Here is a 25,873-nt window from a genome sequence, read left to right on the forward strand (position 1 = left end):
CGCACTGCAGCATTCAACCCGCAACGCACGGCACCTTAACCAGATTTCGGTCTGCGCAGCGCACCCTCGGATCAGTTGGAATCGAGAGGGTTTGCGGATGAAAAAGACACTGTTCAAGATGACGATGGGCCTTGGGATCATGGTTCTGGCCGCACAACAGGTTCAGGCCCGCTCCTGCGCGCCACGCGAGGACGTGGTGAAACGACTGGCCGAAACGTACGGAGAGACGCGCCGCGGTATCGGCATTGCGCGGCAAGGGAAGGTGATGGAGGTCTATGCTTCGGCTCAAACCGGCAGTTGGACGATCACTGTGACAATGCCGGATGGGATCACTTGCCTGGTCGCATCTGGCCAGGCTTATGAGTCGATGGTCGAAGCGCTGCCGCCAAACGCCTAAATCATCGCGTCCCAGATCAGTTTGCTGCCCGTCAGCGTCAGCAGCACATAGGCGATACCGAAGAACAGGCGCTCGGACAGCATGAAATGCGCCCGGACGCCAAGCCAGGCACCAAGTATCGCAAAGGGCGCCAGCAGAAGATCGGCCCATGCGGTGTGCCAAGTGAACAGACCCAAATAGGCATAGGGTACAAATTTCGAGATATTGATGACCCAAAAGACCAGCACGGTTGAGGCCTGGAACTCGGTCTTTGTCAGGCGCTGAGACAAAAGATACACAGCAGCGGGCGGGCCACCGGCATGGCTGACGAAACTGGTGAATCCAGCGACCAGACCTGCAAACAACCCGGCAGGCTGGGGCAGGCGGTTAGCAAAGCCCCGGATCAGACCCTTGCTCTGAGCAATATGCCAGATCACAAAGCCGACCGAGATCCCCCCGATCAGCAGGCGCAACAGATCGTCGTCTGTGGCACGATACAGCCACGCCCCCAGCGCAACACCGGGGACGGCGCCCAATATCAACAGGCGCGAATCCGGCCAGCTCCAGCGTTTCCAATAGGGTCCAAGCGTGGCCACGTCGATCACCATCAGGATCGGCAACATCAGGGCAAGCGCCTGCCCCGGCTCTAAAATCAAAGCCAGAATCGACGAGGATGCAAAGGCCACGCCGGAACCGAACCCACCCTTCGATATACCGGCAAAAATCACCGCTGGGATCGCCACAGCAAAAAACATCAGGTTCAATTCGAACATGCGGCATCCCGGCAATAGGCTTGTCTAAAAGGCCATTTAGCGCAATCACCATCACTTGTGCAAACGGTATGCGGTTGCATGCCGCGCCCCATGGTACTTGCAAGAAAACCTATAAACGACTAGCACAGCGACGATTTCAAAACCGACCGGAGATAATCCAAATGGCCAGACCCAAGATCGCGCTGATCGGCGCGGGGAACATCGGCGGCACGCTAGCCCACCTCGCAGCAATTAAGGAACTGGGCGACGTTGTCCTGTTCGACATCGCCGACGGACTGCCCCAAGGCAAGGCACTCGACATTGCTGAATCCGGACCGTCTGAAGGCTTCGACGCGGCCATGTCGGGCACCAGCGACTATGCGGATATCGCAGGCGCGGATGTCTGCATCGTCACCGCCGGTGTTGCACGAAAGCCGGGTATGAGCCGCGATGATCTTCTGGGCATCAACCTGAAAGTCATGAAATCGGTCGGCGAAGGCATCGCAGCGCACGCCCCCGAAGCATTCGTGATCTGCATCACCAACCCGCTGGACGCGATGGTCTGGGCCCTGCGCGAATTCTCGGGCCTGCCGCACAACAAAGTCTGCGGTATGGCGGGCGTTCTGGACTCGGCCCGTTTTGCGCACTTCCTGTCGGAAGAGTTCAACGTCTCGATGCGCGACGTCACCGCGTTCGTACTGGGCGGCCATGGCGACACCATGGTGCCGTCGGTTCGCTACTCGACCGTTGCCGGTATCCCGCTGCCTGATCTGGTCGAAATGGGCTGGACCACGCAGGACAAGCTGGATGCCATCGTGCAGCGCACCCGCGACGGTGGTGCCGAGATCGTTGGCTTGCTGAAAACCGGTTCGGCCTACTATGCGCCTGCCACCTCGGCTATCGAAATGGCCGAAGCCTATCTGAAAGACCAAAAGCGCGTCTTGCCCTGCGCCGCCTACTGCAACGGAGAGTTCGGCGTCGACGGCATGTATGTCGGCGTCCCGACCGTAATCGGTGCCGGCGGCATCGAACGGATCGTCGACATCAAACTGAACGAAGACGAACAGGCTGGCTTCGACAATTCGGTAAACGCTGTGAAGGGCTTGATCGACGCGTGTAAAGGCATCGACAGCTCGCTGGCCTAAGCCACTCGATAGAAAATCGGAAAACCGGTCCTGAAATGGGCCGGTTTTTCTTTTTGCAATACAGAGCGACCGCAACCGACCAGTCCGGGATATGTTGGCGCAAACGTTTCAAATTCCGTTTATGAATGTATTTTTGGCCGCTTCGGTTCGTAAATCGAATCAAGAATTGCCCTCAATGCAAAATGTGATCACACCCCAAAAAACTGTGATCACAAAAAGCTAAAATCTTCGCAAAAAAGCACTATCTCGTCAAAAAAGCCTTTAAACTTGCCCCATAGACAGCCCTATAACGGTTTAATCGTAGTCAGACGGGACAGTTTCGATGAATATTCACGAATATCAGGCCAAGGCTCTTCTTCGCAGCTATGGCGCTCCGGTCTCCGAAGGTCGCGCGGTTCTGCGCGCCGAGGAAGCCAAAACCGCAGCCGGTGAACTGGATGGCCCACTTTGGGTCGTCAAGGCGCAAATCCACGCGGGCGGCCGCGGCAAGGGCTCTTTCAAAGAGGCCGACGCCGGTGAAAAAGGCGGTGTCCGTCTGACTAAGTCGGTTGAAGAAGCGGCTGAGGAAGCCAAAAAGATGCTGGGCCGCACGCTGGTCACGCATCAGACCGGCCCCGCTGGTAAGCAGGTCAACCGCATCTATATCGAGGCCGGTTCGGGTATCGAGCGTGAACTGTATCTGGCCCTGCTGGTGGATCGCCAGACCAGCCGCATTTCCTTCGTCTGTTCGACGGAAGGCGGCATGGACATCGAAGAGGTGGCCGCTGAGACGCCCGAGAAAATCCTGTCCTTCTCGGTTGACCCGGCCACCGGCTATCAGCCCTATCACGGCCGCCGCATCGCCTTCTCGCTGGGTCTGGAAGGCGCGCAGGTCAAGCAATGCGTCAAGCTGATGGGTCAGCTCTACAAAGCCTTCGTCGAGAAGGACATGGAGATGCTGGAGATCAACCCTCTGATCGTCGCTGAAGGCGGCGACCTCAAGGTGCTGGACGCCAAGCTGGGCTTTGACGGCAACGCGGTCTACCGCCACCCCGACATCGCCGAACTGCGCGACACGACCGAGGAAGACCCCAAAGAACTGGAAGCATCCAAGTACGACCTGAACTACATCGCGCTGGATGGTGAGATCGGCTGCATGGTGAACGGTGCCGGGCTGGCGATGGCGACGATGGACATCATCAAGCTGTACGGTGCCGAGCCTGCCAACTTCCTGGACGTAGGCGGCGGTGCGACCAAAGAGAAGGTGACCGAGGCGTTCAAGATCATCACTTCGGACGAAAACGTCAAAGGCATTCTGGTCAACATCTTCGGCGGCATCATGCGCTGTGACGTCATCGCCGAGGGCGTGGTTGCCGCGGTGAAAGAGGTCGGCCTGCAGGTTCCGCTGGTCGTGCGTCTGGAAGGCACGAATGTCGAGAAAGGCAAAGAGATCATCAACACCTCTGGCCTGGACGTGATCGCAGCGGACAACCTGAAAGACGGTGCCGAGAAGATCGTGAAGGCGGTTAAGGGTTGAGGCTCACCGCCAGAATACTCCAAGTGCTTGCAGCTGCCCCGTTGGCGCTGACGGTTTGGAGGTTTCTGGCCTTACAGAAGTGCCGATGCGTAGTGATTGGACCAGAAGACATGCACTGCCCTTGTGAGCGCGACATCTTCGGAGAAGTTGCAGCACAAATGGCCGTAGCGATAGGCCTCCTCGGAGCTCTAGTCCTAACCATCGTATCGGCCATTTTTCTGCATTTTAGTAAAAAAGGAAGGGTCTGACCTATGGCAGTCCTCATCGACGAAAATACCAAAGTGATCTGTCAGGGCTTTACCGGCTCGCAGGGTACATTCCACTCTGAACAGGCCATCGCCTATGGCACCAAGATGGTCGGCGGCGTGACCCCCGGCAAAGGCGGGATGGAGCATCTGGGCCTGCCCGTGTTCAACTCGGTCCACGAAGCCAAGCACGTGACCGAAGCCAACGCCTCCGTGATCTATGTCCCGCCCCCCTTCGCGGCTGACTCGATCCTCGAAGCGATTGATGCCGAGATGGAAGTGATCGTCTGCATCACCGAAGGCATCCCGGTTCTGGACATGATGAAGGTGAAGCGCGCGCTGGAAGGCTCAAGCTCGCGCCTGATCGGCCCGAACTGCCCCGGTGTCATCACGCCCGACGCCTGCAAGATCGGTATCATGCCCGGCCACATCCACAAGCGCGGCTCGGTCGGCGTTGTGTCGCGTTCGGGCACGCTGACCTATGAGGCCGTCAAACAGACCACCGATGTGGGTCTGGGCCAGTCCACCTGCGTCGGCATCGGCGGCGACCCAATCAAAGGCACCGAGCATATCGACGTGCTGGAATGGTTCCTGGCCGATGACGAAACCGAGTCGATCATCATGATCGGTGAGATCGGTGGCTCGGCCGAGGAAGAAGCCGCGCAGTTCCTGGCGGATGAGGCCAAGAAGGGCCGCAAGAAGCCGACCGCTGGTTTCATCGCAGGCCGCACGGCCCCTCCGGGCCGCCGCATGGGCCACGCGGGCGCCATCGTCGCTGGCGGCAAAGGCGGCGCCGAGGACAAGATCGAAGCCATGCGCTCAGCCGGTATCGTCGTGGCCGAAAGCCCGGCGCAGCTGGGTGAGGCTGTGCTGGAAGCGATTGGGTAAGCGCGATGGCGCGCCAGAAAATATGCTTTGTGAGGCGGGGGACAAAATCCCCTCGCCTCCTGCATGTTTTGGTTTTGGTTCTAAGTGTCCTGTTTTCCGCAATCTCGGGGACTGCCAGCGCATCACCGAAATTCACAAAGCCAACACAGGACGTAATCGATCTATGTACATGGTCATTGGCGGATCGTCCTTCGGTTGCTGAGGAATTCACCGAACGCGGATGGAAAACGTTCCGTGCGCCCTATCCCGAAGCACTTGCTTCGCTTTTGGCAGATGGCGGACTCTTCCGTGCCCTTATTGATGAGAGATACAACTTTTTCGGTCTGGATATAGAAACTGGCATCATTCCCGACATGATTGAGCATCTGGACACCATATCTGATGTCTCACAGCGCGGTGTCTATGATGCGTTTTGGTGGGATGGAGACACCCGCGCGTTTTTGATGATCCATGACAAGGGCGGGAATACAAAACTTGGCGAAGACCTTGGATGCCGCTTCTTTAGTTCTTCTTTGCAAGATGCAACATTGGTTTCTGATGCAGTTCATCAATACCCGGGTGACGAGCACAAAGTATCTCTTGGTCCGGCTCGAACTGTGAGCGCGACAACAATTGGAGACGAACTACACAAACCGCTTTCTGGTGCTGCTAGTGTTCTCGTGAAACTAGGCGTTTTTGTTGATCGCCCGATTCTGGAACCCCAAGTTGGCATGGGGCCAGCGAGAGTGGATTTTTTCTGGTTCGAGCAATCCGAATTCGAAGAGCAGTATTCTAGAAAACCCAATTCTGCATTTGGATTAGAAATTTATCGGCGAAATAAGGAGGCCAAACAGTGACCTTCTCTGACGCCATCCGCATCTGTTTCGCCAAGTTCTTCACCTTCTCGGGGCGGGCCTCGCGGCCCGAATATTGGTTCTTTTTCCTCTTCATCGTGATCTGGAGCATCATCGCAGGGATCATCGACTGGCAGTTCTTCACGCAAGTCTCGGTCAGTGAAAGCGATGAGGTCAAACAGGTCTCAGCCACGTCCTCGCAACCGGTGCAGAGCATCGTGACCCTGATCGTCTTCATCCCTCATCTCGCCGTCGCGTGGCGGCGGATGCATGATACCGGGCGCAGCGGGCTTTATGCTCTGCTGCCGATCCTGCTGATCCTCGGCGCCGGGGCCGTTCTGATCTTTGGCATCGGCCTTGCATCCAACTTCCAGCACGGTGGCAATCTGGATATCCTGTTCACCCGCGCCACGCTGCTGATCGTCATTCCGACACTTCTGATCCTGTTTGTGTCGCCCCTCCTAGTGCTGTGGTGGCTAACCCGCCCCAGCCAACCAGGCACCAATCAATACGGTCCCAACCCACATGAGGTAGCCCAATGACCGAACATACGCCCAACACTGCCTTTCATGCCTCAAGCTTTATGCAGGGGCATAATGCCGAGTATCTGGAGCAGCTTTATGCTCAGTATACGAAAGACCCCAACGCGCTGGACGCGGCTTGGGTCGAGTTCTTTCGGCAAATGGGTGATGCCACGCCGGACGTTCAGAAAGAGGCCGAGGGGCCATCCTGGGCGCGCACCGATTGGCCGCCGATGCCTGCGGATGATCTGACGGGCGCGCTCACCGGCGAATGGGCCGAGGTCGATGCCAAGGCAGCGGGCAAGAAGATCAAGGAAAAAGCGGCGGACAAGGGCGTTGCGGTCAGCGAAGACCAGATCAAGCGCGCGGTGCTGGACAGTCTGCGGGCGCTGATGCTGATCCGGGCCTATCGGATCAGGGGCCATCTGGCCGCCGATCTGGACCCACTGGGTATGCGCGCGGCCAGCACGCATCCAGAGCTGGACCCCAAGACCTATGGCTTTACCGAAGCCGACATGGACCGGCCGATCTTTATCGACAACGTGCTGGGTTTGCAGATGGCCAGCATGCGCCAGATCGTCGAGATCGTGAAGCGGACATATTGCGGCACCTTCGCGCTGCAATACATGCATATTTCAGACCCGGAACAGGCCGCGTGGCTGAAAGAGCGGATCGAGGGCTATGGCAAGGAAATCGCCTTCACCAAGGAAGGCCGCAAAGCCATCCTGAACAAGATGGTCGAGGCCGAAGGCTTTGAGAAATTCCTGCACGTCAAATACATGGGCACCAAGCGGTTCGGTTTGGACGGGGGCGAAAGCCTGATCCCCGCGATGGAACAGATCATCAAGCGCGGCGGTGCCTTGGGCGTCAGGGATATCGTCATCGGCATGCCGCACCGGGGCCGCCTGAACATTCTGGCCAATGTGATGCGGAAGCCCTATCGCGCGATCTTCAACGAATTCCAGGGCGGCAGCTTCAAGCCCGAGGATGTGGATGGCTCGGGCGACGTGAAATATCACCTCGGCGCCTCCAGCGACCGCGAGTTTGATGGCAACAGCGTACACCTGTCGCTGACCGCCAACCCCTCGCACCTAGAGGCGGTGAACCCGGTGGTTCTGGGCAAGGTGCGCGCCAAGCAGGATCAGTTGAATGACGAAAACCGCACCGCGGTTATGGGCATCCTGCTGCACGGCGATGCGGCCTTTGCCGGTCAGGGTGTTGTGGCCGAAGGCTTTGGCCTGTCGGGCCTGCGCGGCCACAAGACCGGCGGCACCATGCATATCGTAGTGAACAACCAGATCGGCTTCACCACCGCGCCGCACTTCTCGCGCTCCAGCCCATACCCCACCGATATCGCGCTGATGGTTGAAGCGCCGATCTTCCACGTCAATGGCGACGACCCCGAAGCGGTGGTACACGCGGCGAAAGTGGCAACCGAGTTCCGCCAGAAGTTCCACAAGGACGTGGTCATCGACATCTTCTGCTACCGCCGGTTTGGTCACAACGAGGGCGATGAGCCCATGTTCACAAACCCGATCATGTATAAAAAGATCAAGACGCATAAGACCACGCTGTCTCTGTACACCGAGCGTCTGGTCAAGGACGGTCTGATCCCCGAGGGCGAGATCGAGGACATGAAGGCCGCATTCCAGGCCCACCTGAACGATGAGTTCGAGGCCGGGAAGGACTATAAACCCAACAAGGCCGACTGGCTGGACGGGCGCTGGTCACATCTGGACAAGAACAAAGAGGAATACGTCCGTGGCGAAACCGCCATTACGCCGGACACTCTGGCAGCGGTCGGCGAGGCGCTGACACATGCCCCGGCGGATATCGCAGTTCACAAGACCGTTGCACGCCTGCTGGATCACAAAAAACAGATGTTCGACAGCGGCAAGGGCTTTGACTGGGCCACCGGCGAGGCATTGGCGTTTGGGTCGTTGCTGACCGAAGGGTATCCGGTACGCCTGTCCGGTCAGGACGCGACACGCGGTACATTCAGCCAGCGTCACTCGGGCTTTGTGCATCAGGAAACCGAAGAGCGGTACTACCCCCTCAACAACATCCGCAAGGGTCAGTCAAAATACGAAGTGATCGACTCGATGCTGTCGGAATACGCGGTGCTGGGCTTTGAATACGGCTACTCACTGGCGGAACCGAACGCTTTGACCCTGTGGGAGGCGCAGTTCGGCGACTTCGCCAACGGTGCGCAGATCATGTTCGACCAGTTCATAAGCTCGGGCGAAAGTAAATGGCTGCGGATGTCCGGTCTGGTAACGCTGTTGCCGCACGGGTTTGAAGGGCAAGGCCCCGAACACTCGTCTGCGCGTTTGGAACGCTTCTTGCAGATGTGCGGTCAGGACAACTGGATCGTGGCGAATTGTACGACGCCCGCGAATTACTTCCACATCCTGCGCCGTCAGCTGCACCGTACCTTCCGCAAGCCGCTGATCCTTGTCACGCCGAAGTCGCTGCTGCGTCACAAGCTGGCGGTCAGCACGGCCGAGGACTTCACCACCGGCTCAAGCTTCCACCGCGTGCTGTGGGATGACGCGCAGAAAGGAAACTCGGATACCAAGCTGGTCAAGGACGACAAGATCAAACGCGTGGTGATGTGTTCAGGTAAAGTCTATTTCGATCTGCTCGAAGAGCGCGACGCGCGCGGTATCGACGACATCTACCTGATGCGGATTGAGCAGTTTTACCCCTTCCCCGCGCATTCGCTGATCAACGAGCTTGAGCGCTTTAAAGGGGCCGAGATGATCTGGTGTCAGGAAGAACCCAAGAACCAGGGCGCCTGGACCTTTATCGAACCCAATATCGAATGGGTTCTAACCCGTATTAAGGCCAAACATACGCGGCCTCGCTATGTCGGTCGTGCGACCTCTGCCTCACCCGCCACGGGTCTGGCCAGCCAACACAAAGCCCAACAAGAAGCGCTGGTGAACGAAGCGCTGAGCATCGAAGGAAAGTAAACGATGACCATTGAAGTTCGTGTTCCCACGCTTGGCGAATCCGTTACCGAAGCCACGGTTGCGACCTGGTTCAAGAAACCCGGTGACGCTGTGGCCGTGGATGAGATGCTCTGTGAGCTTGAAACCGACAAAGTAACGGTCGAGGTTCCCGCCCCTGCTGCCGGTGTCATGGGCGAAATCGTCGCCGCCGAAGGTGAAACGGTTGGCGTAGACGCACTGCTGGCCACCATCGCCGCAGGTGAAGGCGCAGCTCCGGCCCCGGCAGCCGAGGCCGCCCCTACCGCAGGCGCGGGCAGCGTCGATGTGATGGTTCCCACTCTGGGCGAGTCCGTCACCGAGGCCACCGTGTCCACATGGTTCAAACAGGTTGGCGACGCCGTGGCGCAGGACGAGATGCTGTGTGAGTTGGAAACCGACAAAGTCTCGGTCGAGGTTCCCGCCCCTGCTGCAGGCGTTCTGGCAGAAATCGTGGCGCCTGAAGGCACCACCGTGGATGCCACGGCCAAACTGGCCGTAATCTCGGGTTCCGGTGCTGTTGCCACCCCTGCGGCTGCTCCGGCAACCGCTGCCGCCCCTACAGCCGCTGCCTCTGGCAAGGACGTCGCCAACGCACCGTCCGCCGAAAAAGCCATGGCTCAGGCCGGTCTGTCCGCAGATCAGGTCGCAGGCACCGGCCGAGACGGTCGCATCATGAAAGAGGACGTGGCCCGCGCAGTGGCAACTGCCGCCGCTCCGGCTCCGGCCCCAGCGCCCGCACCGCGCGCGCCCGTTGCGGCCAGTGACGCCGCACGTGAAGAGCGGGTCAAGATGACCCGCCTGCGCCAGACCATAGCCAAGCGCCTGAAAGACAGCCAGAACACTGCTGCCATGCTGACCACGTATAACGAGGTGGACATGACCGAAGTGATGGCCCTGCGCAGCCAGTACAAAGACCAGTTCGAGAAAAAGCACGGCGTGCGTCTTGGCTTTATGTCCTTCTTCACCAAGGCCTGCTGCCACGCGCTGAAAGAAGTGCCCGAGGTCAACGCCGAGATCGACGGCACCGACATCGTCTACAAGAACTTCGTCCATATGGGTGTGGCGGCCGGTACACCGACGGGCCTTGTGGTTCCGGTAATCCGCGATGCGGACTCGATGTCCTTTGCCGAAATCGAGAAAGCCATCGCCGAAAAAGGCAAACGCGCCCGCGACGGCAAGCTGAGCATGGAAGAGATGCAGGGCGGGACCTTCACCATCTCGAACGGAGGTGTCTACGGTTCGCTAATGTCCTCGCCGATCCTGAACCCCCCGCAATCCGGTATTCTGGGCATGCACAAGATCCAGGATCGTCCGATGGCGATCAATGGTCAGGTCGTGATCCGTCCGATGATGTATCTGGCGCTGTCCTATGACCACCGTATTGTTGACGGCAAAGGCGCGGTGACATTTCTTGTTCGCGTGAAAGAGGCGCTGGAAGACCCGCGCCGCCTGTTGATGGATCTGTAATCATGGCAACACATGTACTCTGGCAGGCCGATGTGGCCGATTTCGACGTCTGGCTGAAAGTGTTCCGCGAGGATCAAAAGATGCGCGAGGCCGCAGGTATCCGCGACCTCCACATCTGGAAGGACCCGGAACAAAAGGATCATGCGGTGGCGTTGTTCGAGATTACCGATCTGGACCGCGCCCAAAACTTTATCGAATCCGAGGAACTGGCCATGCACCACGAGCGTGGCGGAGTTGCCCATATACAGGTCAAAGTGCTGACACCGGTTTAAGAAACTACCGCAGCGGCCCTTACTAAGTCGCTGCACTTTTCAAGGTTAAATCCTTGGGGTCTAGGAGAATAAAATGGCAAATTATGATGTCATCGTAATCGGCGCCGGTCCCGGCGGCTATGTCTGTGCTATCCGTTGTGCTCAGCTGGGCCTGAAAACCGCTGTTGTCGAAGGGCGCGAAACGTTGGGTGGCACCTGCTTGAACGTGGGCTGTATCCCGTCCAAGGCGCTGCTGCACGCCAGCCATCAACTGCATGAGGCCGAGCATAACTTTGCCAAGATGGGCCTGAAGGGCAAAAGCCCCTCGGTCGACTGGAAACAGATGCAGGCCTACAAAGAAGAAACCATTGAAGGAAACACCAAGGGCATCGAGTTCCTGTTCAAGAAGAACAAGATCGACTGGCTCAAGGGTTGGGGCTCGATCCCTGCGGCCGGTCAGGTAAAAGTGGGCGACGAGGTCCACTCGGCCAAGAACATCATCATCGCATCGGGGTCTGAACCCGCCTCGCTGCCGGGCGTTGAAGTGGATGAAAAGGTCGTCGTAACCTCGACCGGCGCGCTATCTTTGGGCAAGATCCCGAAAAAGATGGTCGTCATTGGTGCGGGCGTGATCGGCCTGGAATTGGGCTCGGTCTATCAGCGTCTGGGGGCCGAGGTCACCGTGATCGAATTCCTCGACGTGATCACCCCCGGCATGGACCCCGAGGTGCAGAAGGCCTTCCAGCGTATCCTCAAAAAGCAGGGTTTGAAATTCGTCATGGGCGCAGCGGTTCAAAAGACCGAGGCCACCAAGACAAAGGCGAAAGTCACCTACAAGCTGCGCAAAGATGACAGCGAAAACGTGATCGACGCAGACACCGTTCTGGTCGCCACCGGGCGCAAGCCGTTCTCGGACGGGCTGGGGCTTGATGCCTTGGGCGTTGAGATGACACCGCGCGGTCAGATCAAAGTTGGCGCAGACTGGCAGACCAACGTGCCGGGCATCTACGCCATCGGCGACGTCACCGAAGGCCCGATGCTGGCGCACAAGGCCGAAGACGAAGGCATGGCCGCCGCCGAGCAGGTCGCGGGCAAGCATGGCCACGTCAACTATGGCGTCATCCCCGGCGTGATCTACACTTGGCCCGAAGTCGCCAACGTCGGTGAAACCGAAGAGACGCTCAAGGCTGCGGGTCGTGCTTACAAGGTCGGCAAGTTCATGTTCATGGGCAACGGTCGTGCCAAGGCGAACTTTGCTGCTGATGGCTTCGTCAAGATTCTGGCCGACAAAGAAACCGACCGCATACTCGGCGCGCATATCATTGGCCCGGCCGCAGGAGATCTGATCCACGAGGTTTGCGTCGCAATGGAATTCGGTGCCTCGGCCGAAGATTTGGCGCTGACCTGTCACGCACACCCGACCTATTCCGAAGCGGTACGCGAGGCTGCGCTGGCTTGTGGCGACGGCCCGATCCACTCGTAAGGCGCCCTGAAACCAACGGGGTATGCGAGGCTCTGCCTCGCACTCCGAGGTATTTTTAGCCAGATGAAGATTGGATCCCCTGCTTCATCTGGCCCTAAATATCTCGGGGGAGACGCGGCTTGCCGCGGCGGGGGCAGAGCCCCCTTTTACCACATAGTTTTTGCGGCGCGTGCGCCCCATTCAGCGTCATAGCGCTCGCCCCCTTCCTCGCCCAGACTGACCTCAGCCAGAATAGCCCCCATTGTAGGGAGGTCCGTGCTTTCGTCGCTAGCGGTCCAGGTCCGAGCCCGCATCATTGCACGAGCGCATTGCGTGTAGATTTCAGCGATTTCGATAACAGCCACCGTGGCTGGCAGTTTGCCGTTTTTATCGAACCGGGCGCGCAAATCGGCGTCGGCCGTTAACCGGGCTGTGCCATTTACACGCACGACATTGTTGGAGCCGGGCACCAGAAACATCAGCGCCACGTGGGGGTCCCGAACGATGTTGCGCAAGGAATCCAAGCGGTTGTTTCCACGCCAATCCGGTAAGGCCAGCGTCTTGGGGTCCAGTTCAAGTACTGCAGGGCCATCATCCCCCCTCGGACTGCCATCAACGCCTTCTGGACCCACTGTGCTGAGAATGCAAAGACGCGAGGCCATGATCCATTTGCGGTACAACGGTGTCAGGCGATGCGCCACTTTCCGAAGGGACGGTGCGCCGGGTGTGCCGTAGAGCCCTTCAAGCGTTTCGATATCTTCAATGAACTCCATCTGGATCAAACCCCACTTCTTTCATCAATGCGTTGGATCGTGTTTCAATCACATCCTCCAATCGACCCAGAAACGCATTACGTGTAACCCCCGGTTCGATCGGATCAAGAAAATCGACAATTGCCAGCCCCGGCTTGCGCAGAACACCTGTGCGCGGCCAGAAGACACCAGCGTTGGTCGCCACTGGAATACAAGGGAAGCCGAGCCCTTCGTACAGGACCGCCGTGCCAACCTTATAGGGTTTCTGCACCCCAGGTGCCACGCGCGTGCCTTGCGGATAGATGACCAACTGCCCAGGTTCCGAAAATTCCTTGGCGACATCTTTGACCATCTTAGCCACCGCCGCGCCTTTTTTGCCGCGATCAACTGGGATGCAGCCCAGACGACGGGCATACATGCCGATGACCGGAGTCCAGAGCAGCTCTTTCTTCATGATGAACTTGCCGTGGGGGATCGCATCGAAAATGATGATGATGTCGAGAAACGACTGGTGCTTTGCACCGATCACCACTTCGTCCTCGGGCACTGCGCCGCGCACTTCGGTGCGAATGCCCACCATCCAGCGGGCCAGCCACAGGGTTGTGCGGGCATAGGTCTTGCAGGCCCGCAATGCGCCGCGTTTGGCGAACAGGGCATAGGGAGCAAACACGATGCCCAGGATCAGCATCCAAATATAGATCACGATCATGAAAATCAGTGAACGGACCCATTGAAACGCTGCGACCATCACGAAAGCTCCTTCAATTTTCGGTTGGCTGCCGCCCAGGTGGCGAAAAAGGCAACCGCCGCGCCCAGCACGGGGATCAGCACAGGCAACAGCCACCCGATCCTTTGAAAACCCAGACCTGTCAGAAATCCGCCCTCATCCGAGGCTTCGGGCAGGAGCAGCACGCCGGTCATGCCCAGTAGCACCCCAACCACTGCACCAAAGAAAGCCCTGTAGGTAAAACGCCGAACAAAGGCGCGAGCGATAAAACCGTCTCGGGCACCAACCAGACGCAACACCTCAATGATTTGCGCGTTCGCGGCCAGCGACGCATTCGCGGCCAGCGTGATCATAGCGGCCGTCGCTCCTCCGATGAGCAGGATCGAGAACCATCCCAATCGCCGCAATGACATCGCCGCATCCACGAGAGGTTCCCGCCAACGGCTGTGGTCGTCCAGCACCGCGCCCGGCACTTCAGCCCCAAGTCGCAAACGCAGCCCGGCAGCATCCATTCCCGGCTCGCCTTCGATGATCTCGATCAGTTGCGGGATAGGCAACGTGTCCAGCGGCAAGTCGGGTCCAAACCAAGGCGACAAAAGTGCGGCTTGCTCCTCGGTCGTCAATGCCCGGGCCGAAGCAACGCCGGGGGTTTGGCCCAGTACGGTTAAAGCGGCTTCGGTCTGAGCCGCAAGCTGATCCGCCGGGGCGTTGATACGCAGGGTGGCCGCGCCAGCCAATTCGGTTGCCCAGCGATCTGCCAGACGACCAGATGCCAGCGACAGGGCCAGCGCAAACACGGTCAGAAATGCCATTGCGCCCGACACAAACAGCGTCAGATGCGCGGTATAACCGGTGGGTGGCACGACACGATCCGCGCGCGCATCTCGTTGCAGCAGATTTCGGATCATCCCCTTACTCATAAATCCGCCCCCGCGAGCTGAATCTGACGCTGCGAGATTCGCAGAACCCGCGCCTGCACCTGACTTTTTGCGGCGCGGATCAGGCTCAGGTCATGGGTAGCGATCAGTACGGTCTTACCCATTTTGTTCAACTCAACCAACAGTCGCAGTAGACGTTGCGACATCTCCCAATCCACGTTGCCGGTGGGTTCATCCGCTAATACGACATCCGGCGACAGGATCACCGCGCGCGCAAGTGCAGCGCGCTGACGTTCGCCCCCCGACAGTTCAGGTGGATGCGCGTCCAGGCGTGAACCCAGGCCCACCCATGACAGCAATTCGCTCAGGTCCTCTCGCTTTGCAGTTTCAGCCTGCCCCGACACCATCAGCGGCAGGGCTACATTCTCGGCCACTGTCATATGATCCAGAAACCGGCAATCCTGATGCACAACACCGATCCTGCGGCGCAGTAGGGCCATCTGATCCCGGCCCAGTTGTGCCACGTCTTGTGAAAATGCGCTGAGCTGTCCGGATGTCGGCAGCAACGCGCCGTAACAAAGCTTGAGCAATGTAGTTTTCCCAGCGCCCGACGGGCCGGTCAAAAAGTGGAACGATCCCGGCTGCAACTGTAAGGAAACATTGCTCAGCAGCTCTCCACCACCATAGGTATAGCTGACATTTTCCAGCTCGATCACAGGGGCCCCCGTTTTAGTTGCCGCTCTTCTTGCCCGAGCGCGGTTGCGGATTCAATGCCTGCATCGGGTCGAATTGGTGACACTTATGCCGTGAAACCGAAAACACCCTTTGCGGTCAGGTCTTAACCGAATATCATTCCCGAAAAAACTATTATCGGGCTGGAGTCCCGACCAGGAGGCAGCATGCGTCTTACGTGTCCGAATTGCGGTGCCCAGTATGAGGTGCCTGACGAGGTCATCCCCGAAGAAGGTCGCGATGTTCAGTGTTCGAACTGCGAGAAGACCTGGTTTCAGGCCAAATACCCAGATCAGCTCACCAAAGAAGCTGTTATCAAGGAACCACCAGCCTCTGAACCTGCCCCTGAAACAGAAGCGGCAGAAGAAACACCGCCCCCCGCCCCTGAATCGGCGGCAGAATCATCGCCGGAGCCCGACACTCAAGCCGCAAGTAAAGGTATCGACCCGGCCGTCGCCAACATCCTCAAGGAAGAGGCCGCAAGAGAGGCGGACTTGCGCGCCAAAGAAGGCGGCAGTCTTGAAATTCAGCCGGATCTGGCGCTGGATGCTCTGCCTGACCCAAAACCTGAAGCAGATAGCGAGACCGAACGCGCCATCAAAGAGCTGACGGCCACGGAAAGCATAGCGGATAGGGGACAAAAGGACGCTTTGCCGGATGTTGAGGCGATTAATTCAAGCCTGCGCAGCGATGAATCCGCTACCAAACCTGCTGTCGAAGATCTCACTCCGCGAAAATCAGGTGGTGGGTTCATGCGCGGATTTGCGTTGGTCTTGATTGTGGGTGTGATCCTTTTGCTGATTTATAGCAACGCGCAAAAGATCAACGAGGCCGTGCCGCAAGCCGAACCGATCCTGACACCGTATGTCTCATTGGTGGATCAGGCGCGGATTTGGCTTGAGTCGCAGACCTCGGGTGCGTCGCAGAACTGATCCGACGCCGGACTTGGCTAGAACCGCTCTAAAAGGCGCTTAAGGTATTCCAGCTCGATCTGGGGGCGGTCCGTTTCGCCGGTGCGGCGGCGGATTTCGTCCAGCAACTCACGTGCACGGCGATAAACATCCTCACCCTGTAGCAGGTTGTCATCGGTTGAAATCGAACCGTTTGCGCCTGGGCTGCGACCCAGCGGATCGCGGTTGGTTGCCTGCATATCGCCTTCCTGTGAACCCTGACCCGGCTGGTTCTGCTGGTTCTGGGCCAAAGCTTCGCCCAATGAGCGCATACCTTCACGCAGGGCTTCCATGGCTTCGGACTGACGGTCAATGGCTTCGGCCAGATCATCACTGCGCAAGGCGTCCTCAGCCTCATCCATCGCACGACCTGCGCGGCCCAGTGCGTCACGCGCGGCGTCACCCTCGGGCGTTCCGGCACCTGGCAGGTTCTGTTGCTGACGCCCCAGTTCATCGCGCAGGGCTTGCTGGCGATCGGCCAGTGATCCCTGACCTTGCTGACTGCCTTCAGCCTGATCCGAACCCTGTCCTTGACCGCCTTGACCCTCGTGGCTTTGGCCACGGCCCAGACCGCCATTGCGGCCCTCGTTGCCCTGACTTTCACCGGCTTGCGCGCCCGGGTTGAACTGTTCCTGCAAATCACGGAACGCCTGATCGCTGAGGCCCTGTTGTTCGCGCAGAGTTTCGGCCAGCCCCTCCATGGCCTGCTGGCCCTCTGACTGTTGGCCCTGACCCTGACCTTGCGTGACGCGCATGTTTTCCATCATCTGCTGGAACTCTTCCAGCGCTTGCTGTGCCTCGGCCATGCGGCCCTGTTCCATCAGTTCCTGAATGCGGTCCATCATGCGCTGCAGGTCGTCCTGCGTCATCTGCATGGATTCGCCATTCTGGCCTTGTTGGTTTTCGTCAAACTCACCATTTTCCTGCGCCAGACGCTGAAGCTGGCGCAGGTAATCCTGCGTCGCCTCGCGCAGCTCTTGCATCAGCTCGGCGATTTCCTCATCGGTGGCACCGTTCTTCATCGCCTCTGTCAGACGTTCCTGCGCACGGCGCATACGCTCTAAAGCATCAGCCAGCGTGCCTTCTTCGATGATGACGGCCAAATCCCACAGCGCTTTGGCGATCTCTTCCTGCTGCTCTGTCGTCAGCCCATAGTCGTCGAACGCCTCTAACCGGCGCAGGGTTACACGCAGGCGCAGATACGCGGTGTCCGAACGAAAAACATCTTCTGGCAGGTGCGAAATCGCACGCAGGATTTGGGAAATCCGGGTCGCGTTATCTCTGGACCACAGCAGGTCACGCCGCTGTTCGATAACCGCCGCAGCCAGTGGGTCAAAGAACCGCCGGGCTGGCAGCTTGGTCGCGTAGGGTTCGGACTGGGTTTCCTGATCGGCGGCATCCTGGGCCATCAAAGTAATCTTAACCGGCAGATGGGCCCAAGGGTGCTGCGAGAAATCCTCGATCAGGTCTTCGGTGAAATCGGCACGGTCACCAGTAATCGGCATCGGCAACTCAATCTCAATCACCTCGCGCGGTTCTGGCTCGGTGGTCAGGCCATAGCGGCGATCAACAGCAGGTAAGTCCAATTCAACCACGGCTGAACCTGAGACAACACCGTAGTCATCACTGGCATCAAAGGGCAGTTTCATTTGCCCACCCGCTTCAGTTTCGGCCTCTTCGGCCACTGCGATTTGCGGCGGCGCGTCCGCAATAACGTTCAATGTCCAGTCCTGACCCGCAGGGCCGCTAATCACCAATTGCCCCGAGCGGTCGGCAACAAAGTCCTGCTCCGGTTCGGTGGCGTCTTGCGTACCCAAAGGGGATGTTGTCTCGGTCAAACTATGGGAACCGACTTCGCCGTAGAACCGCAATGTAACGCGACTGCCTTGAGGCACGGACAAAGTCGGATCGGTCTGGTCCGCCAGATACAGTGTCGGCAGTCCGGTATAGCGCGGAGGTTCCACCCAGCCTTCCCAGCTCGGCCCTTGCCCTGCCACGGCGGCGCCCGGCGTCATGTCGGCCACCGATCCAATGCGCCACAAGGACCCAAATAGAACGGCGATTACCAACGCCAGCAAGGCGGAATAGCGCAGCGCATACGGGTCGCGGTCTGCCAATCTCAGATCAGGTCTGACCGGCCCGGCCTGCGACGCCTGCTGTGCCATGCGAGTTTGGTGCGCACGCCACAGCGCCACCGAATCCGCATCCATTGCGCCTATGGCCTGATCATCCATCAGCGCCTGAATCGGACGCCCGGGCAGAGATTCGTCTAACCGCATCAGCGCCTCGGCCCGGCTGGGCATATGGAATCGTCGAATACCCCAAACCAGGGACACCAGCAGTCCCGTGACGGCCAAGGCACCCGCAATCCAGACCAGCTCAACCCGGACAAGGTCCTGCAATCCCAGCATCAAAGCAGCCAGAATCGCCATAACTATCGAGAAAAACGGCCAGAATGCACGCAATTCCCGCTCGGCAAGCATCCCTGCATATGTCAACCACAGGGACAATCTTGGGATCGGCAGGTTCGGTCTTGCGGTCAAGGCGGGCCTCCTGAGCAGGCCCGCACGGTCATCGCGTCAGAGCCACTCTGGTATGGTATCGCGGTTTATGATTTCGTCAAAGCTTGGGCGTTCACGAATTACTGCGAATTGATCCCCATGCACCAGAACCTCGGGGATTAGGGGCCGCGTATTGTATTCGCTGGCCATCACCGCGCCATAGGCGCCCGCACTGCGGAAGGCGACCAGATCATCAGGGGCAAGCGGCGGCATATTGCGCTGTTTGGCGAATGTGTCACCGGTTTCGCACACCGGACCGACGATGTCGTAGGGTTGCTGTTCCACCCCCGGCGCTGGCTCCTTCACGGCGACAATATCGTGATGCGCCTCGTACATTGCTGGGCGGATCAGGTCGTTCATCGCCCCGTCAAGGATCAGGAAATCGCGGTCCTCGCCGGATTTCACATAAATCACCTTGCTGACCATCAGTCCCGCATTGCCCGCGATCAGACGGCCCGGTTCGATCTCGATCTCACAGCCCAGATGACCCAGAGTTTTCTTGATCAGCGCACCGTATTCCACCGGCAGCGGCGGTGCCTCATTGGCACGGGTGTATGGGATACCCAAACCGCCGCCCAGATCAAGCCGACGGATATTGTGCCCCTCGGCGCGCAGTTGTTCGGTCAGTTCGGCGACTTTGGTATAGGCCAGCTCGAACGGTTCCAGCTCGGTCAGTTGCGAGCCGATGTGAACGTCGATGCCGATCACGTCCAGCCCCGGCAGGGTCGCCGCATGGGCGTAGACCTCAGAGGCTCGGGCGATTGGGATACCGAACTTGTTCTCGGACTTGCCGGTGGCAATCTTGGCGTGGGTCTTCGCATCCACGTCCGGGTTCACCCGCACGGTAATCGGAGCGACCACGCCCAGTTCCAGCGCAACAGCGTTGATCACTTCCATCTCGGGTTCGGATTCGACGTTGAACTGGCGGATGCCGCCGTTCAGCGCGGTGCGAATTTCATCAGCGGTTTTGCCTACGCCCGAGAACACAATCTTGTCGCCGGGCACACCCGCCGCCTTGGCGCGCAGGTATTCGCCGCCCGAGACCACATCCATCCCCGCGCCCGCCTGCGCCAGCGTTTTCAGGATCGCCTGGTTGCTGGCGGCCTTCATCGCATAGCAGACAAGGTGATCGGTCCCTTCCAACGCGTCGTCAAACAGCTGGAAGTGGCGCAACAGAGTCGCTGTCGAATAGACATAAAAAGGTGTTCCGACCGCAGCAGCGATTTCGGAGATCGGGACATCCTCGGCGTAAAGCGCGCCGTCGCGGTACAGAAAGTGATCCATAGCAGCGCGCTTAGACCAAAACTGCAGGGTGGATCAATGGATTCCGCGCATCCGGCTGCGTTCCGTCACTTGGTCGTGGATACGCCAACCCGTCCGTAGCCCGAGATTGAGATGCCAGATCCACCCGAATTGGTTTCCGGTTCGGGGCGGGGTTTATACGAAGGATCGCAGGCCGCAAGCAAGGCAAGGGCTAGAAGCAGGCAGGTAATTCTCATTGAAGTCATCTTCTATCGGAGTTCGGTCATATGGCCGGTCATGCCCCAAAATGGGCATGACTTTGGTGAAAAACAACTCGGGGCTTCAGCGCCCCAGATAGATGCCCAATCCACCGCGCCGCAGTCCGATGCCGCCACCGACATGAGTGCCGCTGCTGCCCACGCCGATATTGGCGTTCATGGTCGGCTGTATGGGTTCGCCATCCGCGCCGCAGGCCGCCAAGCCAAACCCGGCGACAATCAACAACATCACACGCAGTATCCGCATCACACCAGCGCCTTCCACCGCTTGATCTGGGCACGCACCTGATCCGGTGCTGTGCCGCCATAAGACTGGCGTGAGTTTACCGAATTTTCGACCGTAAGGACAGAATAGACATCGTTGGTGATATCGGCATGGACCGATTGCATGTCCTCCAACGTCAGATCCGGCAGGTCACAGCCCTTGTTTTCCGCCATGGCCACCAGCGATCCGGTTACATGGTGCGCATCACGGAACGGTAGCCCCAATACACGCACCAACCAGTCGGCCAGGTCAGTCGCGGTCGAGAAACCTGACCCGGCAGCGGCGGCTAGGCTTTCGCAGTTGGCGGTCATGTCCTTGACCATGCCTTCCATCGCGGCCAGCGCCAACATCCAGTTGTCGGCGGCGTCAAAGACCTGTTCCTTGTCTTCCTGCATGTCCTTGGAATAGGCCAGCGGCAGACCCTTCATCACCATCATCAGTGCGGTGTTGGCGCCATAGATACGGCCCACTTTGGCGCGGATCAGTTCCGCCGCATCCGGGTTCTTCTTCTGCGGCATGATCGACGAGCCGGTCGAGAACCGGTCGGACAGCGTCACAAACCGGAACTGGGCCGACGACCAGATCACCAGTTCTTCGGCAAAGCGCGACAGGTGCACGGCGCAGATCGAAGCGGTCGAGAGGAACTCCAGCGCGAAATCGCGGTCGCTGACGGCGTCCAGCGAGTTCGCAGCAGGGCGGTCAAAACCCAGCGCTTTGGCAGTCATCTCTCGGTCAATGGGGAAGGACGTCCCCGCCAGCGCAGCAGCACCCAACGGCGATTCGTTCATCCGTGCACGGGCATCGCGAACGCGGGACAGGTCACGACCAAACATCTCGACATAGGCCATCATGTGATGGCCCCAGGTCACCGGCTGCGCCGTTTGCAGATGGGTGAAGCCCGGCATGACCCAATCCGCTCCGGCCTCGGCCTGCGCCAAAAGCGCGCGGATCAGTGCCAGCAAGCCGCTCTCAGCCGCGTCCAGTTGATCGCGCACCCACAGTTTGAAGTCGGTCGCCACCTGGTCATTCCGCGACCGGCCTGTGTGCAAACGGCCCGCAGGTTCACCGATAACCTCTTTCAGACGCGCTTCGACATTCATGTGGATATCTTCCAGCGCAGTCGAGAACTGAAATTCTCCGTTCTGGATTTCTGACAAAACGGTGAGCAGCCCTTCCCGAATGGCTTGCGCGTCACTATCAGTTATAACGCCTGTGGCAGCCAGCATGGCGGCATGGGCGCGCGAGCCTGCAATGTCCTGGGCTGCCATCCGCTGATCGAACCCGATCGAGGCATTGATCGCCTCCATGATCGCGTCTGGACCGGCGGCAAAGCGGCCGCCCCACATCTGGTTCGAGGATTGATCGGTCATGTAAGAAAACCCGGAGTTGATATGCGCCTATTTCGTCTGATCCCCCTTTATATGGCCCTTGCGCTGGGTGCAAACGCGGCATTGTCCGCGGACATAGAAACTCTGGGACAACTGCGCGACGGTACGCTAAAGCGGCTGATCCTGCATAAGGAGCCGAAGCCCGTCGAGGCGGTTGAGTTCCAGCTAGAGGATGACGGCGGCACCGCAACGCTTGAGGACTACAAAGGCAAATATGTCCTGCTGAATTTCTGGGCCACGTGGTGCGCGCCCTGCCGCAAGGAGATGCCGCAGATCGCCGAGTTGCAGGAAGAGTTTGGTGGCGAAAAGTTCGAAGTCCTGACCCTTGCAACCGGGCGGAACTCTCCTGCCGGGATCAAGAAGTTCTTCGCCGAAAACGGTATCGAAAACCTGCCCCGTCATCAGGACCCGAAATCTGCCGTTGCCCGCCAATTGGGCGTGGTCGCCCTGCCGATCACCGTCATTCTGGACCCCGACGGCAATGAGATGGCCCGCCTGATCGGTGATGCCGAATGGAATTCCGACAGCGCCAAGGCGATCATCGCGGCCCTTGTCGAAGCAAATAGCTGACACAGCACCCAATTTTCAGGTTTTTGTGTTAGACTGAGGTCGGCCCAAAAGGGCCGGTTTTCGTTTTGCAGCCTCAGGGAAGGGAGACGGCGATGAAACCGGTAGTTTTATTGATTGGAAAACTCCCCAATGTCATCGGCGACGTGGCACGGCAGTTGGATCACTTACCCATCCAATGGCTGGGCGCGCATGATCAGGACGATGTCCGGCGACAACTGGACGCCGAGCCACGTATTGTCTGCGCCATCATGGGTGCGGGTCTGGACGACAAGGTACGAGGCGAACTGGTTGGCATTATCGCCGCGCGCAGGCCGGATATCTGCATTCACCTCAAGGATAGGGCGTCGGGTCCCGATGGTCTGGTGCCGTTTGTCCAACGTGTCGTACAGCACGAGATTCTGGACACGCTCGAAACAGGCTGACGCCACGCAACCTTTGACAGCTCCTTGGCCGCTCTGCACTCTGCCGGGCGGGAGGATATAATGCCGCTTGAAGTTCTGCTGGTTCTGGTGGTCGGGGGAATCGTCGGAATCACGGTTTTGCTGCACCTGACGGGGCGATCGCGTGTGCGCGAACTGACGCCAGAGACCGCACGCTCGGAATGGCTGCGGCATGCACCGGACGATGTGATTATCGACGTGACGATCTCTCATGACAAACGCTCGGCCCTGGTGCGGACCGAGACCGGCAACGGATTGCTTTGGTCATTCGGCGCCGACACCGTCGCGCGGCACCTTCTGGACTTCGACTGGATCGACCACCCCGAAGGGTTAGAAGTTCAGTTCCACGATTTCGGAACGCCCAAAGCCTTCATTCGCCTAGACGATTTCGAACGCCCCCATTGGCAACATCTGATGGACCCCGCATGACCGACCAGGTGAGCTTTCCGGACGTCGTACAATGGGCTGTCCCCTTCTTCGTCGCTGCAGTTCTGGCGGAATTTTTGTGGATCGCCGTCAAAGGCAAAGGGGGTCGGTACGAGACGCGGGATGCGGTAACCTCGCTTATCATGGGCGCGGGGAACATCGCCTCGGGCTTATTGCTGGGTTTCATCGCCTATGGGTTCTTCATGTGGTTGTGGAAAATCACACCGCTGAACCTTGGCACCTCGATCCCGGTGATTGCCTTATGCTTCGTGCTGGACGATCTGCGTTATTACTGGGTCCACCGGTTCGGGCATCGCATCCGCTGGGTCTGGGCCAGCCACGTGAACCACCACAGCTCGCAACATTACAACCTGACCACGGCGCTGCGACAGACCTGGACATATACGTTCACCTTCATGATGGTGGTGCGTGCGCCTCTGATCTTGTTGGGGTTCCACCCTGCTATGGTACTGTTTTGCGGCGGCTTGAACCTGATCTACCAGTTCTGGATTCACACCGAAGCCATCGGCAAAATGCCCCGCTGGTTCGAAGTGGTGATGAACACACCCAGCCACCACCGCGCCCATCACGGGAGAAACGCGCGCTACTTGGATTGCAACTATGCGGGTGTCTTCATCATCTGGGACAAGATGTTCGGCACCTTCGTGCCTGAGCAAGAGGATGACCGCGTAGACTATGGGCTTGTCCATAATATCGGCACGTTTAATCCGTTGCGTGTGGCCTTCCACGAATGGGTCGGCATCTGGCGCGACGCCACGCAGCCGGGGCTGACCCTGCGCCAGCGTCTGTCTTATTGCTTTGCGCCCCCGGGCTATAGCCATGATGGAAGCCGCGAGAACTCAGAACAGATCAAAGCGCGGCATCTGGCACGCCATCCCGAAGACTACGGAACGCCCGGATTCGAGCATTTCGAGGCCAAAACGCCCAATACACGGGCAAAACAGGCTTAAATCCGCCGATCCTGCACCTCGGTTCCTTGAAAGCGGAATTTCATATTCCATATCCAGCGGATGTGACCCGTAACGAGCGACCGGAGGTACCATGACCCGATTGACAACTGTATCAACCACCCTTGGGTTGCTGGGTCTGGTTCTGGCCATGCTGACGGCTCTGGCGGGGGGATCTGCCTCAATCATCGTTCTTGGTTTTGTGATGCTTGCACTGGGATTCACGGGTGCCGTGATCGGTGGCGCCGCCGCGTTGGGTCGGATCTGGGAAACTTCGCGCTAGTCCCAGCCGTTTCTTCGCCTCTTAACCGCAGATTCATAAGTTTGTTCTGAAATCAGCCCCTGACCGGCGACGTGAAGGGAAGTTATCAGGACATGCGGGACGGAAAACAGGCAGATGTAGCCGAAGGCGACGATAGCCCGCTGAGCGCGGCTGTCGCATCCCGAGACACCTCAACGGTGCAGATGGCGACCGAGGCGGTCAAGCACAAGCAATGCAAACTGGCCTTTCAACCTGTCATGCAGGCCCACCCACCGTATGGCGTGGCGTTCTACGAAGGGTTCATTCGGGTACTGGACGAAACCGGCCGCGTCATCCCTGCACGGGATTTCATGCCCCAGTTGGAAAACACTCCGATCGGGCGGGATCTGGATTGTGTCGCGCTTGAAATGGGGCTGCGAACCCTGAGCAGAAACCCCGATATTCGCCTGTCCATCAACATGTCAGCCCGTTCGATCGGGTACGCGCGGTACTCTCGGGTGCTTGAGCGATTTCTAAAGAAAGACGCCAATCTGGGCGAACGTCTGATCCTTGAAATCTCGGAAACCTCAGCCATGACCGTGCCTGAACTGGTGATCGATTTCATGGATCGACTACAACCACGTGGCGTTGCCTTTGCACTAGACGATTTCGGGGCCAGCAATTTCAGCTTTCGCCACTTTCGCGAGTTTCTGTTCGACGCCGCAAAGATCGACGGGCAGTTTGTGCGGGGGGTCAGCGACAACCCCGACAATCAGGCGCTGGTCCGCGCGTTGGTTGCGGTAGCGCGGGAATTCGAAATTCTGGTGACGGCCGAATCGGTCGAAACCAGGGCAGATGCCGAATTTCTTGTCGCCAACGGCGTTGACTGTTTGCAGGGTTTTTTGTTTGGCGCGCCCACCGTTTCGGACCCGTGGAAGGGCGAAAAAGCCAGACAAACCGGCAGCTAAGCGCTAAAAAGTTGCCTCTACGGCACCTGAGACAAGCT

At 58.8% G+C, this 25,873-nt stretch carries 27 protein-coding genes; 17 read left to right on the forward strand and 10 right to left on the reverse strand.

Annotated features, from left to right (window positions below; all coding sequences use genetic code 11):
* The first annotated feature begins 97 nt into the window (after window positions 1-97).
* Entirely contained in the window at window positions 98-397 is a 300-nt protein-coding gene (locus ACR0LN_RS11055; protein WP_480429754.1) for a hypothetical protein, read from the forward strand.
* Here ACR0LN_RS11055 and ACR0LN_RS11060 read toward each other — a convergent pair.
* Window positions 394-1,149 (reverse strand): sulfite exporter TauE/SafE family protein, encoded by a 756-nt coding sequence (locus tag ACR0LN_RS11060; protein WP_480429757.1) that lies wholly within the window; start codon window positions 1,147-1,149, stop codon window positions 394-396. The two genes, ACR0LN_RS11055 and ACR0LN_RS11060, sit on opposite strands and share 4 nt — an antisense overlap.
* Window positions 1,150-1,310: 161 nt before the next feature.
* Between ACR0LN_RS11060 and mdh the strand changes: the two genes are divergently transcribed.
* The 9 genes from mdh to lpdA all read left to right on the forward strand — a co-directional run bounded on the left by mdh (window position 1,311) and on the right by lpdA (window position 12,470).
* Window positions 1,311-2,273: a malate dehydrogenase gene (gene mdh / locus ACR0LN_RS11065; protein ID WP_480429759.1), complete on the forward strand. Its 963-nt coding sequence runs from the start codon at window positions 1,311-1,313 to the stop codon at window positions 2,271-2,273.
* 322 nt (window positions 2,274-2,595) lie between these two features.
* Window positions 2,596-3,789 carry an ADP-forming succinate--CoA ligase subunit beta gene (gene sucC, locus ACR0LN_RS11070; RefSeq protein WP_480429761.1) on the forward strand — a complete coding sequence of 398 codons (1,194 nt, stop codon included), beginning with the start codon at window positions 2,596-2,598 and terminating at the stop codon, window positions 3,787-3,789.
* 251 nt (window positions 3,790-4,040) lie between these two features.
* Window positions 4,041-4,922, forward strand: coding sequence for a succinate--CoA ligase subunit alpha (gene sucD / locus ACR0LN_RS11075; RefSeq protein ID WP_117870362.1), 882 nt, complete (start codon window positions 4,041-4,043; stop codon window positions 4,920-4,922).
* Between the two features lie 5 nt (window positions 4,923-4,927).
* A complete protein-coding gene (locus ACR0LN_RS11080; protein ID WP_480429763.1) occupies window positions 4,928-5,758 on the forward strand; it encodes a hypothetical protein in 831 nt (276 codons plus the stop codon).
* Window positions 5,755-6,297 (forward strand): DUF805 domain-containing protein, encoded by a 543-nt coding sequence (locus tag ACR0LN_RS11085; RefSeq protein WP_480429765.1) that lies wholly within the window; start codon window positions 5,755-5,757, stop codon window positions 6,295-6,297. The genes ACR0LN_RS11080 and ACR0LN_RS11085 overlap by 4 nt, the downstream gene beginning before the upstream one ends.
* Window positions 6,294-9,251: a 2-oxoglutarate dehydrogenase E1 component gene (locus tag ACR0LN_RS11090; RefSeq protein ID WP_480429767.1), complete on the forward strand. Its 2,958-nt coding sequence runs from the start codon at window positions 6,294-6,296 to the stop codon at window positions 9,249-9,251. The genes ACR0LN_RS11085 and ACR0LN_RS11090 overlap by 4 nt, the downstream gene beginning before the upstream one ends.
* A 3-nt stretch (window positions 9,252-9,254) precedes the next feature.
* Entirely contained in the window at window positions 9,255-10,736 is a 1,482-nt protein-coding gene (gene odhB / locus ACR0LN_RS11095) for a 2-oxoglutarate dehydrogenase complex dihydrolipoyllysine-residue succinyltransferase (protein WP_480429768.1), read from the forward strand.
* 2 nt (window positions 10,737-10,738) lie between these two features.
* Window positions 10,739-11,008: a hypothetical protein gene (locus ACR0LN_RS11100; protein WP_480429769.1), complete on the forward strand. Its 270-nt coding sequence runs from the start codon at window positions 10,739-10,741 to the stop codon at window positions 11,006-11,008.
* Window positions 11,009-11,081: 73 nt separating this feature from the next.
* Window positions 11,082-12,470: a dihydrolipoyl dehydrogenase gene (lpdA, locus tag ACR0LN_RS11105; protein WP_480429770.1), complete on the forward strand. Its 1,389-nt coding sequence runs from the start codon at window positions 11,082-11,084 to the stop codon at window positions 12,468-12,470.
* A 146-nt stretch (window positions 12,471-12,616) separates the two neighbouring features.
* On the opposite strand, the gene ACR0LN_RS11110 is transcribed toward lpdA, so the two are convergent.
* Genes ACR0LN_RS11110 through ACR0LN_RS11125 form a run of 4 tightly spaced genes read right to left on the reverse strand, consistent with a single transcriptional unit; the run spans window position 12,617 to window position 15,522 of the window.
* The gene (locus tag ACR0LN_RS11110) at window positions 12,617-13,222 is read right to left on the reverse strand and encodes a pyridoxamine 5'-phosphate oxidase family protein (protein WP_480429771.1); all 606 of its coding nucleotides are present in this window, start codon (window positions 13,220-13,222) and stop codon (window positions 12,617-12,619) included.
* Entirely contained in the window at window positions 13,209-13,949 is a 741-nt protein-coding gene (locus ACR0LN_RS11115; RefSeq protein ID WP_480429772.1) for a lysophospholipid acyltransferase family protein, read from the reverse strand. Before ACR0LN_RS11115 ends, ACR0LN_RS11110 begins: the two co-directional genes overlap by 14 nt.
* Window positions 13,949-14,848, reverse strand: coding sequence for a cell division protein FtsX (locus ACR0LN_RS11120; protein WP_480429773.1), 900 nt, complete (start codon window positions 14,846-14,848; stop codon window positions 13,949-13,951). The genes ACR0LN_RS11115 and ACR0LN_RS11120 overlap by 1 nt, the downstream gene beginning before the upstream one ends.
* The gene (locus ACR0LN_RS11125; RefSeq protein WP_480429774.1) at window positions 14,845-15,522 is read right to left on the reverse strand and encodes a cell division ATP-binding protein FtsE; all 678 of its coding nucleotides are present in this window, start codon (window positions 15,520-15,522) and stop codon (window positions 14,845-14,847) included. Before ACR0LN_RS11125 ends, ACR0LN_RS11120 begins: the two co-directional genes overlap by 4 nt.
* Window positions 15,523-15,705: 183 nt before the next feature.
* Here ACR0LN_RS11125 and ACR0LN_RS11130 point away from each other — a divergent pair, with 183 nt between their 5' ends.
* Window positions 15,706-16,470, forward strand: coding sequence for a zinc-ribbon domain-containing protein (locus tag ACR0LN_RS11130; RefSeq protein ID WP_480429775.1), 765 nt, complete (start codon window positions 15,706-15,708; stop codon window positions 16,468-16,470).
* A 17-nt stretch (window positions 16,471-16,487) separates the two neighbouring features.
* On the opposite strand, the gene ACR0LN_RS11135 is transcribed toward ACR0LN_RS11130, so the two are convergent.
* The 5 genes from ACR0LN_RS11135 to argH form a co-directional block, all read right to left on the reverse strand.
* On the reverse strand, window positions 16,488-19,031 hold the full coding sequence (locus ACR0LN_RS11135; protein WP_480429776.1) for a TIGR02302 family protein: 2,544 nt from the start codon (window positions 19,029-19,031) through the stop codon (window positions 16,488-16,490).
* A 36-nt stretch (window positions 19,032-19,067) separates the two neighbouring features.
* Window positions 19,068-20,333: a diaminopimelate decarboxylase gene (lysA, locus tag ACR0LN_RS11140; protein WP_480429777.1), complete on the reverse strand. Its 1,266-nt coding sequence runs from the start codon at window positions 20,331-20,333 to the stop codon at window positions 19,068-19,070.
* A 65-nt stretch (window positions 20,334-20,398) separates the two neighbouring features.
* The gene (locus ACR0LN_RS11145) at window positions 20,399-20,548 is read right to left on the reverse strand and encodes a hypothetical protein (RefSeq protein WP_480429778.1); all 150 of its coding nucleotides are present in this window, start codon (window positions 20,546-20,548) and stop codon (window positions 20,399-20,401) included.
* A gap of 85 nt (window positions 20,549-20,633) precedes the next feature.
* Complete coding sequence (locus tag ACR0LN_RS11150) at window positions 20,634-20,816, reverse strand: argininosuccinate lyase (protein ID WP_480429779.1); 183 nt, start codon at window positions 20,814-20,816, stop codon at window positions 20,634-20,636.
* The gene (gene argH / locus ACR0LN_RS11155; protein ID WP_480429780.1) at window positions 20,816-22,204 is read right to left on the reverse strand and encodes an argininosuccinate lyase; all 1,389 of its coding nucleotides are present in this window, start codon (window positions 22,202-22,204) and stop codon (window positions 20,816-20,818) included. The genes ACR0LN_RS11150 and argH overlap by 1 nt, the downstream gene beginning before the upstream one ends.
* 21 nt (window positions 22,205-22,225) lie before the next feature.
* Here argH and ACR0LN_RS11160 point away from each other — a divergent pair, with 21 nt between their 5' ends.
* The 6 genes from ACR0LN_RS11160 (at window position 22,226) to ACR0LN_RS11185 (ending at window position 25,835) form a co-directional block, all read left to right on the forward strand.
* Window positions 22,226-22,792, forward strand: a complete 567-nt coding sequence (locus ACR0LN_RS11160; protein WP_480429781.1) for a TlpA disulfide reductase family protein — start codon at window positions 22,226-22,228, stop codon at window positions 22,790-22,792.
* 92 nt (window positions 22,793-22,884) lie between these two features.
* A complete protein-coding gene (locus ACR0LN_RS11165) occupies window positions 22,885-23,214 on the forward strand; it encodes a hypothetical protein (RefSeq protein ID WP_480429783.1) in 330 nt (109 codons plus the stop codon).
* A 60-nt stretch (window positions 23,215-23,274) separates the two neighbouring features.
* The gene (locus ACR0LN_RS11170; RefSeq protein WP_480429784.1) at window positions 23,275-23,661 is read left to right on the forward strand and encodes a hypothetical protein; all 387 of its coding nucleotides are present in this window, start codon (window positions 23,275-23,277) and stop codon (window positions 23,659-23,661) included.
* A complete protein-coding gene (locus ACR0LN_RS11175; protein WP_480429786.1) occupies window positions 23,658-24,629 on the forward strand; it encodes a sterol desaturase family protein in 972 nt (323 codons plus the stop codon). Before ACR0LN_RS11170 ends, ACR0LN_RS11175 begins: the two co-directional genes overlap by 4 nt.
* Window positions 24,630-24,720: 91 nt before the next feature.
* Entirely contained in the window at window positions 24,721-24,909 is a 189-nt protein-coding gene (locus tag ACR0LN_RS11180) for a hypothetical protein (RefSeq protein WP_480429787.1), read from the forward strand.
* 92 nt (window positions 24,910-25,001) lie between these two features.
* Entirely contained in the window at window positions 25,002-25,835 is an 834-nt protein-coding gene (locus ACR0LN_RS11185) for an EAL domain-containing protein (RefSeq protein ID WP_480429886.1), read from the forward strand.
* Window positions 25,836-25,873 lie beyond the last annotated feature (38 nt).

This window comes from Ruegeria sp. AA6, from assembly GCF_056542865.1.

Coding starts and splice junctions, on each gene's coding strand:
- ACR0LN_RS11110 (WP_480429771.1), bottom strand. CDS start 13,222: ATGGAGTTCATTGAAGATATCGAAACGCTTGAAGGGCTCTACGGCACA.
- mdh (WP_480429759.1), top strand. CDS start 1,311: ATGGCCAGACCCAAGATCGCGCTGATCGGCGCGGGGAACATCGGCGGC.
- lpdA (WP_480429770.1), top strand. CDS start 11,082: ATGGCAAATTATGATGTCATCGTAATCGGCGCCGGTCCCGGCGGCTAT.
- ACR0LN_RS11185 (WP_480429886.1), top strand. CDS start 25,002: ATGCGGGACGGAAAACAGGCAGATGTAGCCGAAGGCGACGATAGCCCG.
- lysA (WP_480429777.1), bottom strand. CDS start 20,333: ATGGATCACTTTCTGTACCGCGACGGCGCGCTTTACGCCGAGGATGTC.
- ACR0LN_RS11180 (WP_480429787.1), top strand. CDS start 24,721: ATGACCCGATTGACAACTGTATCAACCACCCTTGGGTTGCTGGGTCTG.
- ACR0LN_RS11055 (WP_480429754.1), top strand. CDS start 98: ATGAAAAAGACACTGTTCAAGATGACGATGGGCCTTGGGATCATGGTT.
- ACR0LN_RS11150 (WP_480429779.1), bottom strand. CDS start 20,816: ATGCGGATACTGCGTGTGATGTTGTTGATTGTCGCCGGGTTTGGCTTG.
- odhB (WP_480429768.1), top strand. CDS start 9,255: ATGACCATTGAAGTTCGTGTTCCCACGCTTGGCGAATCCGTTACCGAA.
- ACR0LN_RS11130 (WP_480429775.1), top strand. CDS start 15,706: ATGCGTCTTACGTGTCCGAATTGCGGTGCCCAGTATGAGGTGCCTGAC.
- ACR0LN_RS11060 (WP_480429757.1), bottom strand. CDS start 1,149: ATGTTCGAATTGAACCTGATGTTTTTTGCTGTGGCGATCCCAGCGGTG.
- ACR0LN_RS11090 (WP_480429767.1), top strand. CDS start 6,294: ATGACCGAACATACGCCCAACACTGCCTTTCATGCCTCAAGCTTTATG.
- ACR0LN_RS11080 (WP_480429763.1), top strand. CDS start 4,928: ATGGCGCGCCAGAAAATATGCTTTGTGAGGCGGGGGACAAAATCCCCT.
- ACR0LN_RS11100 (WP_480429769.1), top strand. CDS start 10,739: ATGGCAACACATGTACTCTGGCAGGCCGATGTGGCCGATTTCGACGTC.
- sucD (WP_117870362.1), top strand. CDS start 4,041: ATGGCAGTCCTCATCGACGAAAATACCAAAGTGATCTGTCAGGGCTTT.
- ACR0LN_RS11170 (WP_480429784.1), top strand. CDS start 23,275: ATGCCGCTTGAAGTTCTGCTGGTTCTGGTGGTCGGGGGAATCGTCGGA.
- ACR0LN_RS11145 (WP_480429778.1), bottom strand. CDS start 20,548: ATGAGAATTACCTGCCTGCTTCTAGCCCTTGCCTTGCTTGCGGCCTGC.
- ACR0LN_RS11115 (WP_480429772.1), bottom strand. CDS start 13,949: ATGGTCGCAGCGTTTCAATGGGTCCGTTCACTGATTTTCATGATCGTG.
- ACR0LN_RS11165 (WP_480429783.1), top strand. CDS start 22,885: ATGAAACCGGTAGTTTTATTGATTGGAAAACTCCCCAATGTCATCGGC.
- sucC (WP_480429761.1), top strand. CDS start 2,596: ATGAATATTCACGAATATCAGGCCAAGGCTCTTCTTCGCAGCTATGGC.
- ACR0LN_RS11175 (WP_480429786.1), top strand. CDS start 23,658: ATGACCGACCAGGTGAGCTTTCCGGACGTCGTACAATGGGCTGTCCCC.
- ACR0LN_RS11120 (WP_480429773.1), bottom strand. CDS start 14,848: ATGAGTAAGGGGATGATCCGAAATCTGCTGCAACGAGATGCGCGCGCG.
- argH (WP_480429780.1), bottom strand. CDS start 22,204: ATGACCGATCAATCCTCGAACCAGATGTGGGGCGGCCGCTTTGCCGCC.
- ACR0LN_RS11160 (WP_480429781.1), top strand. CDS start 22,226: ATGCGCCTATTTCGTCTGATCCCCCTTTATATGGCCCTTGCGCTGGGT.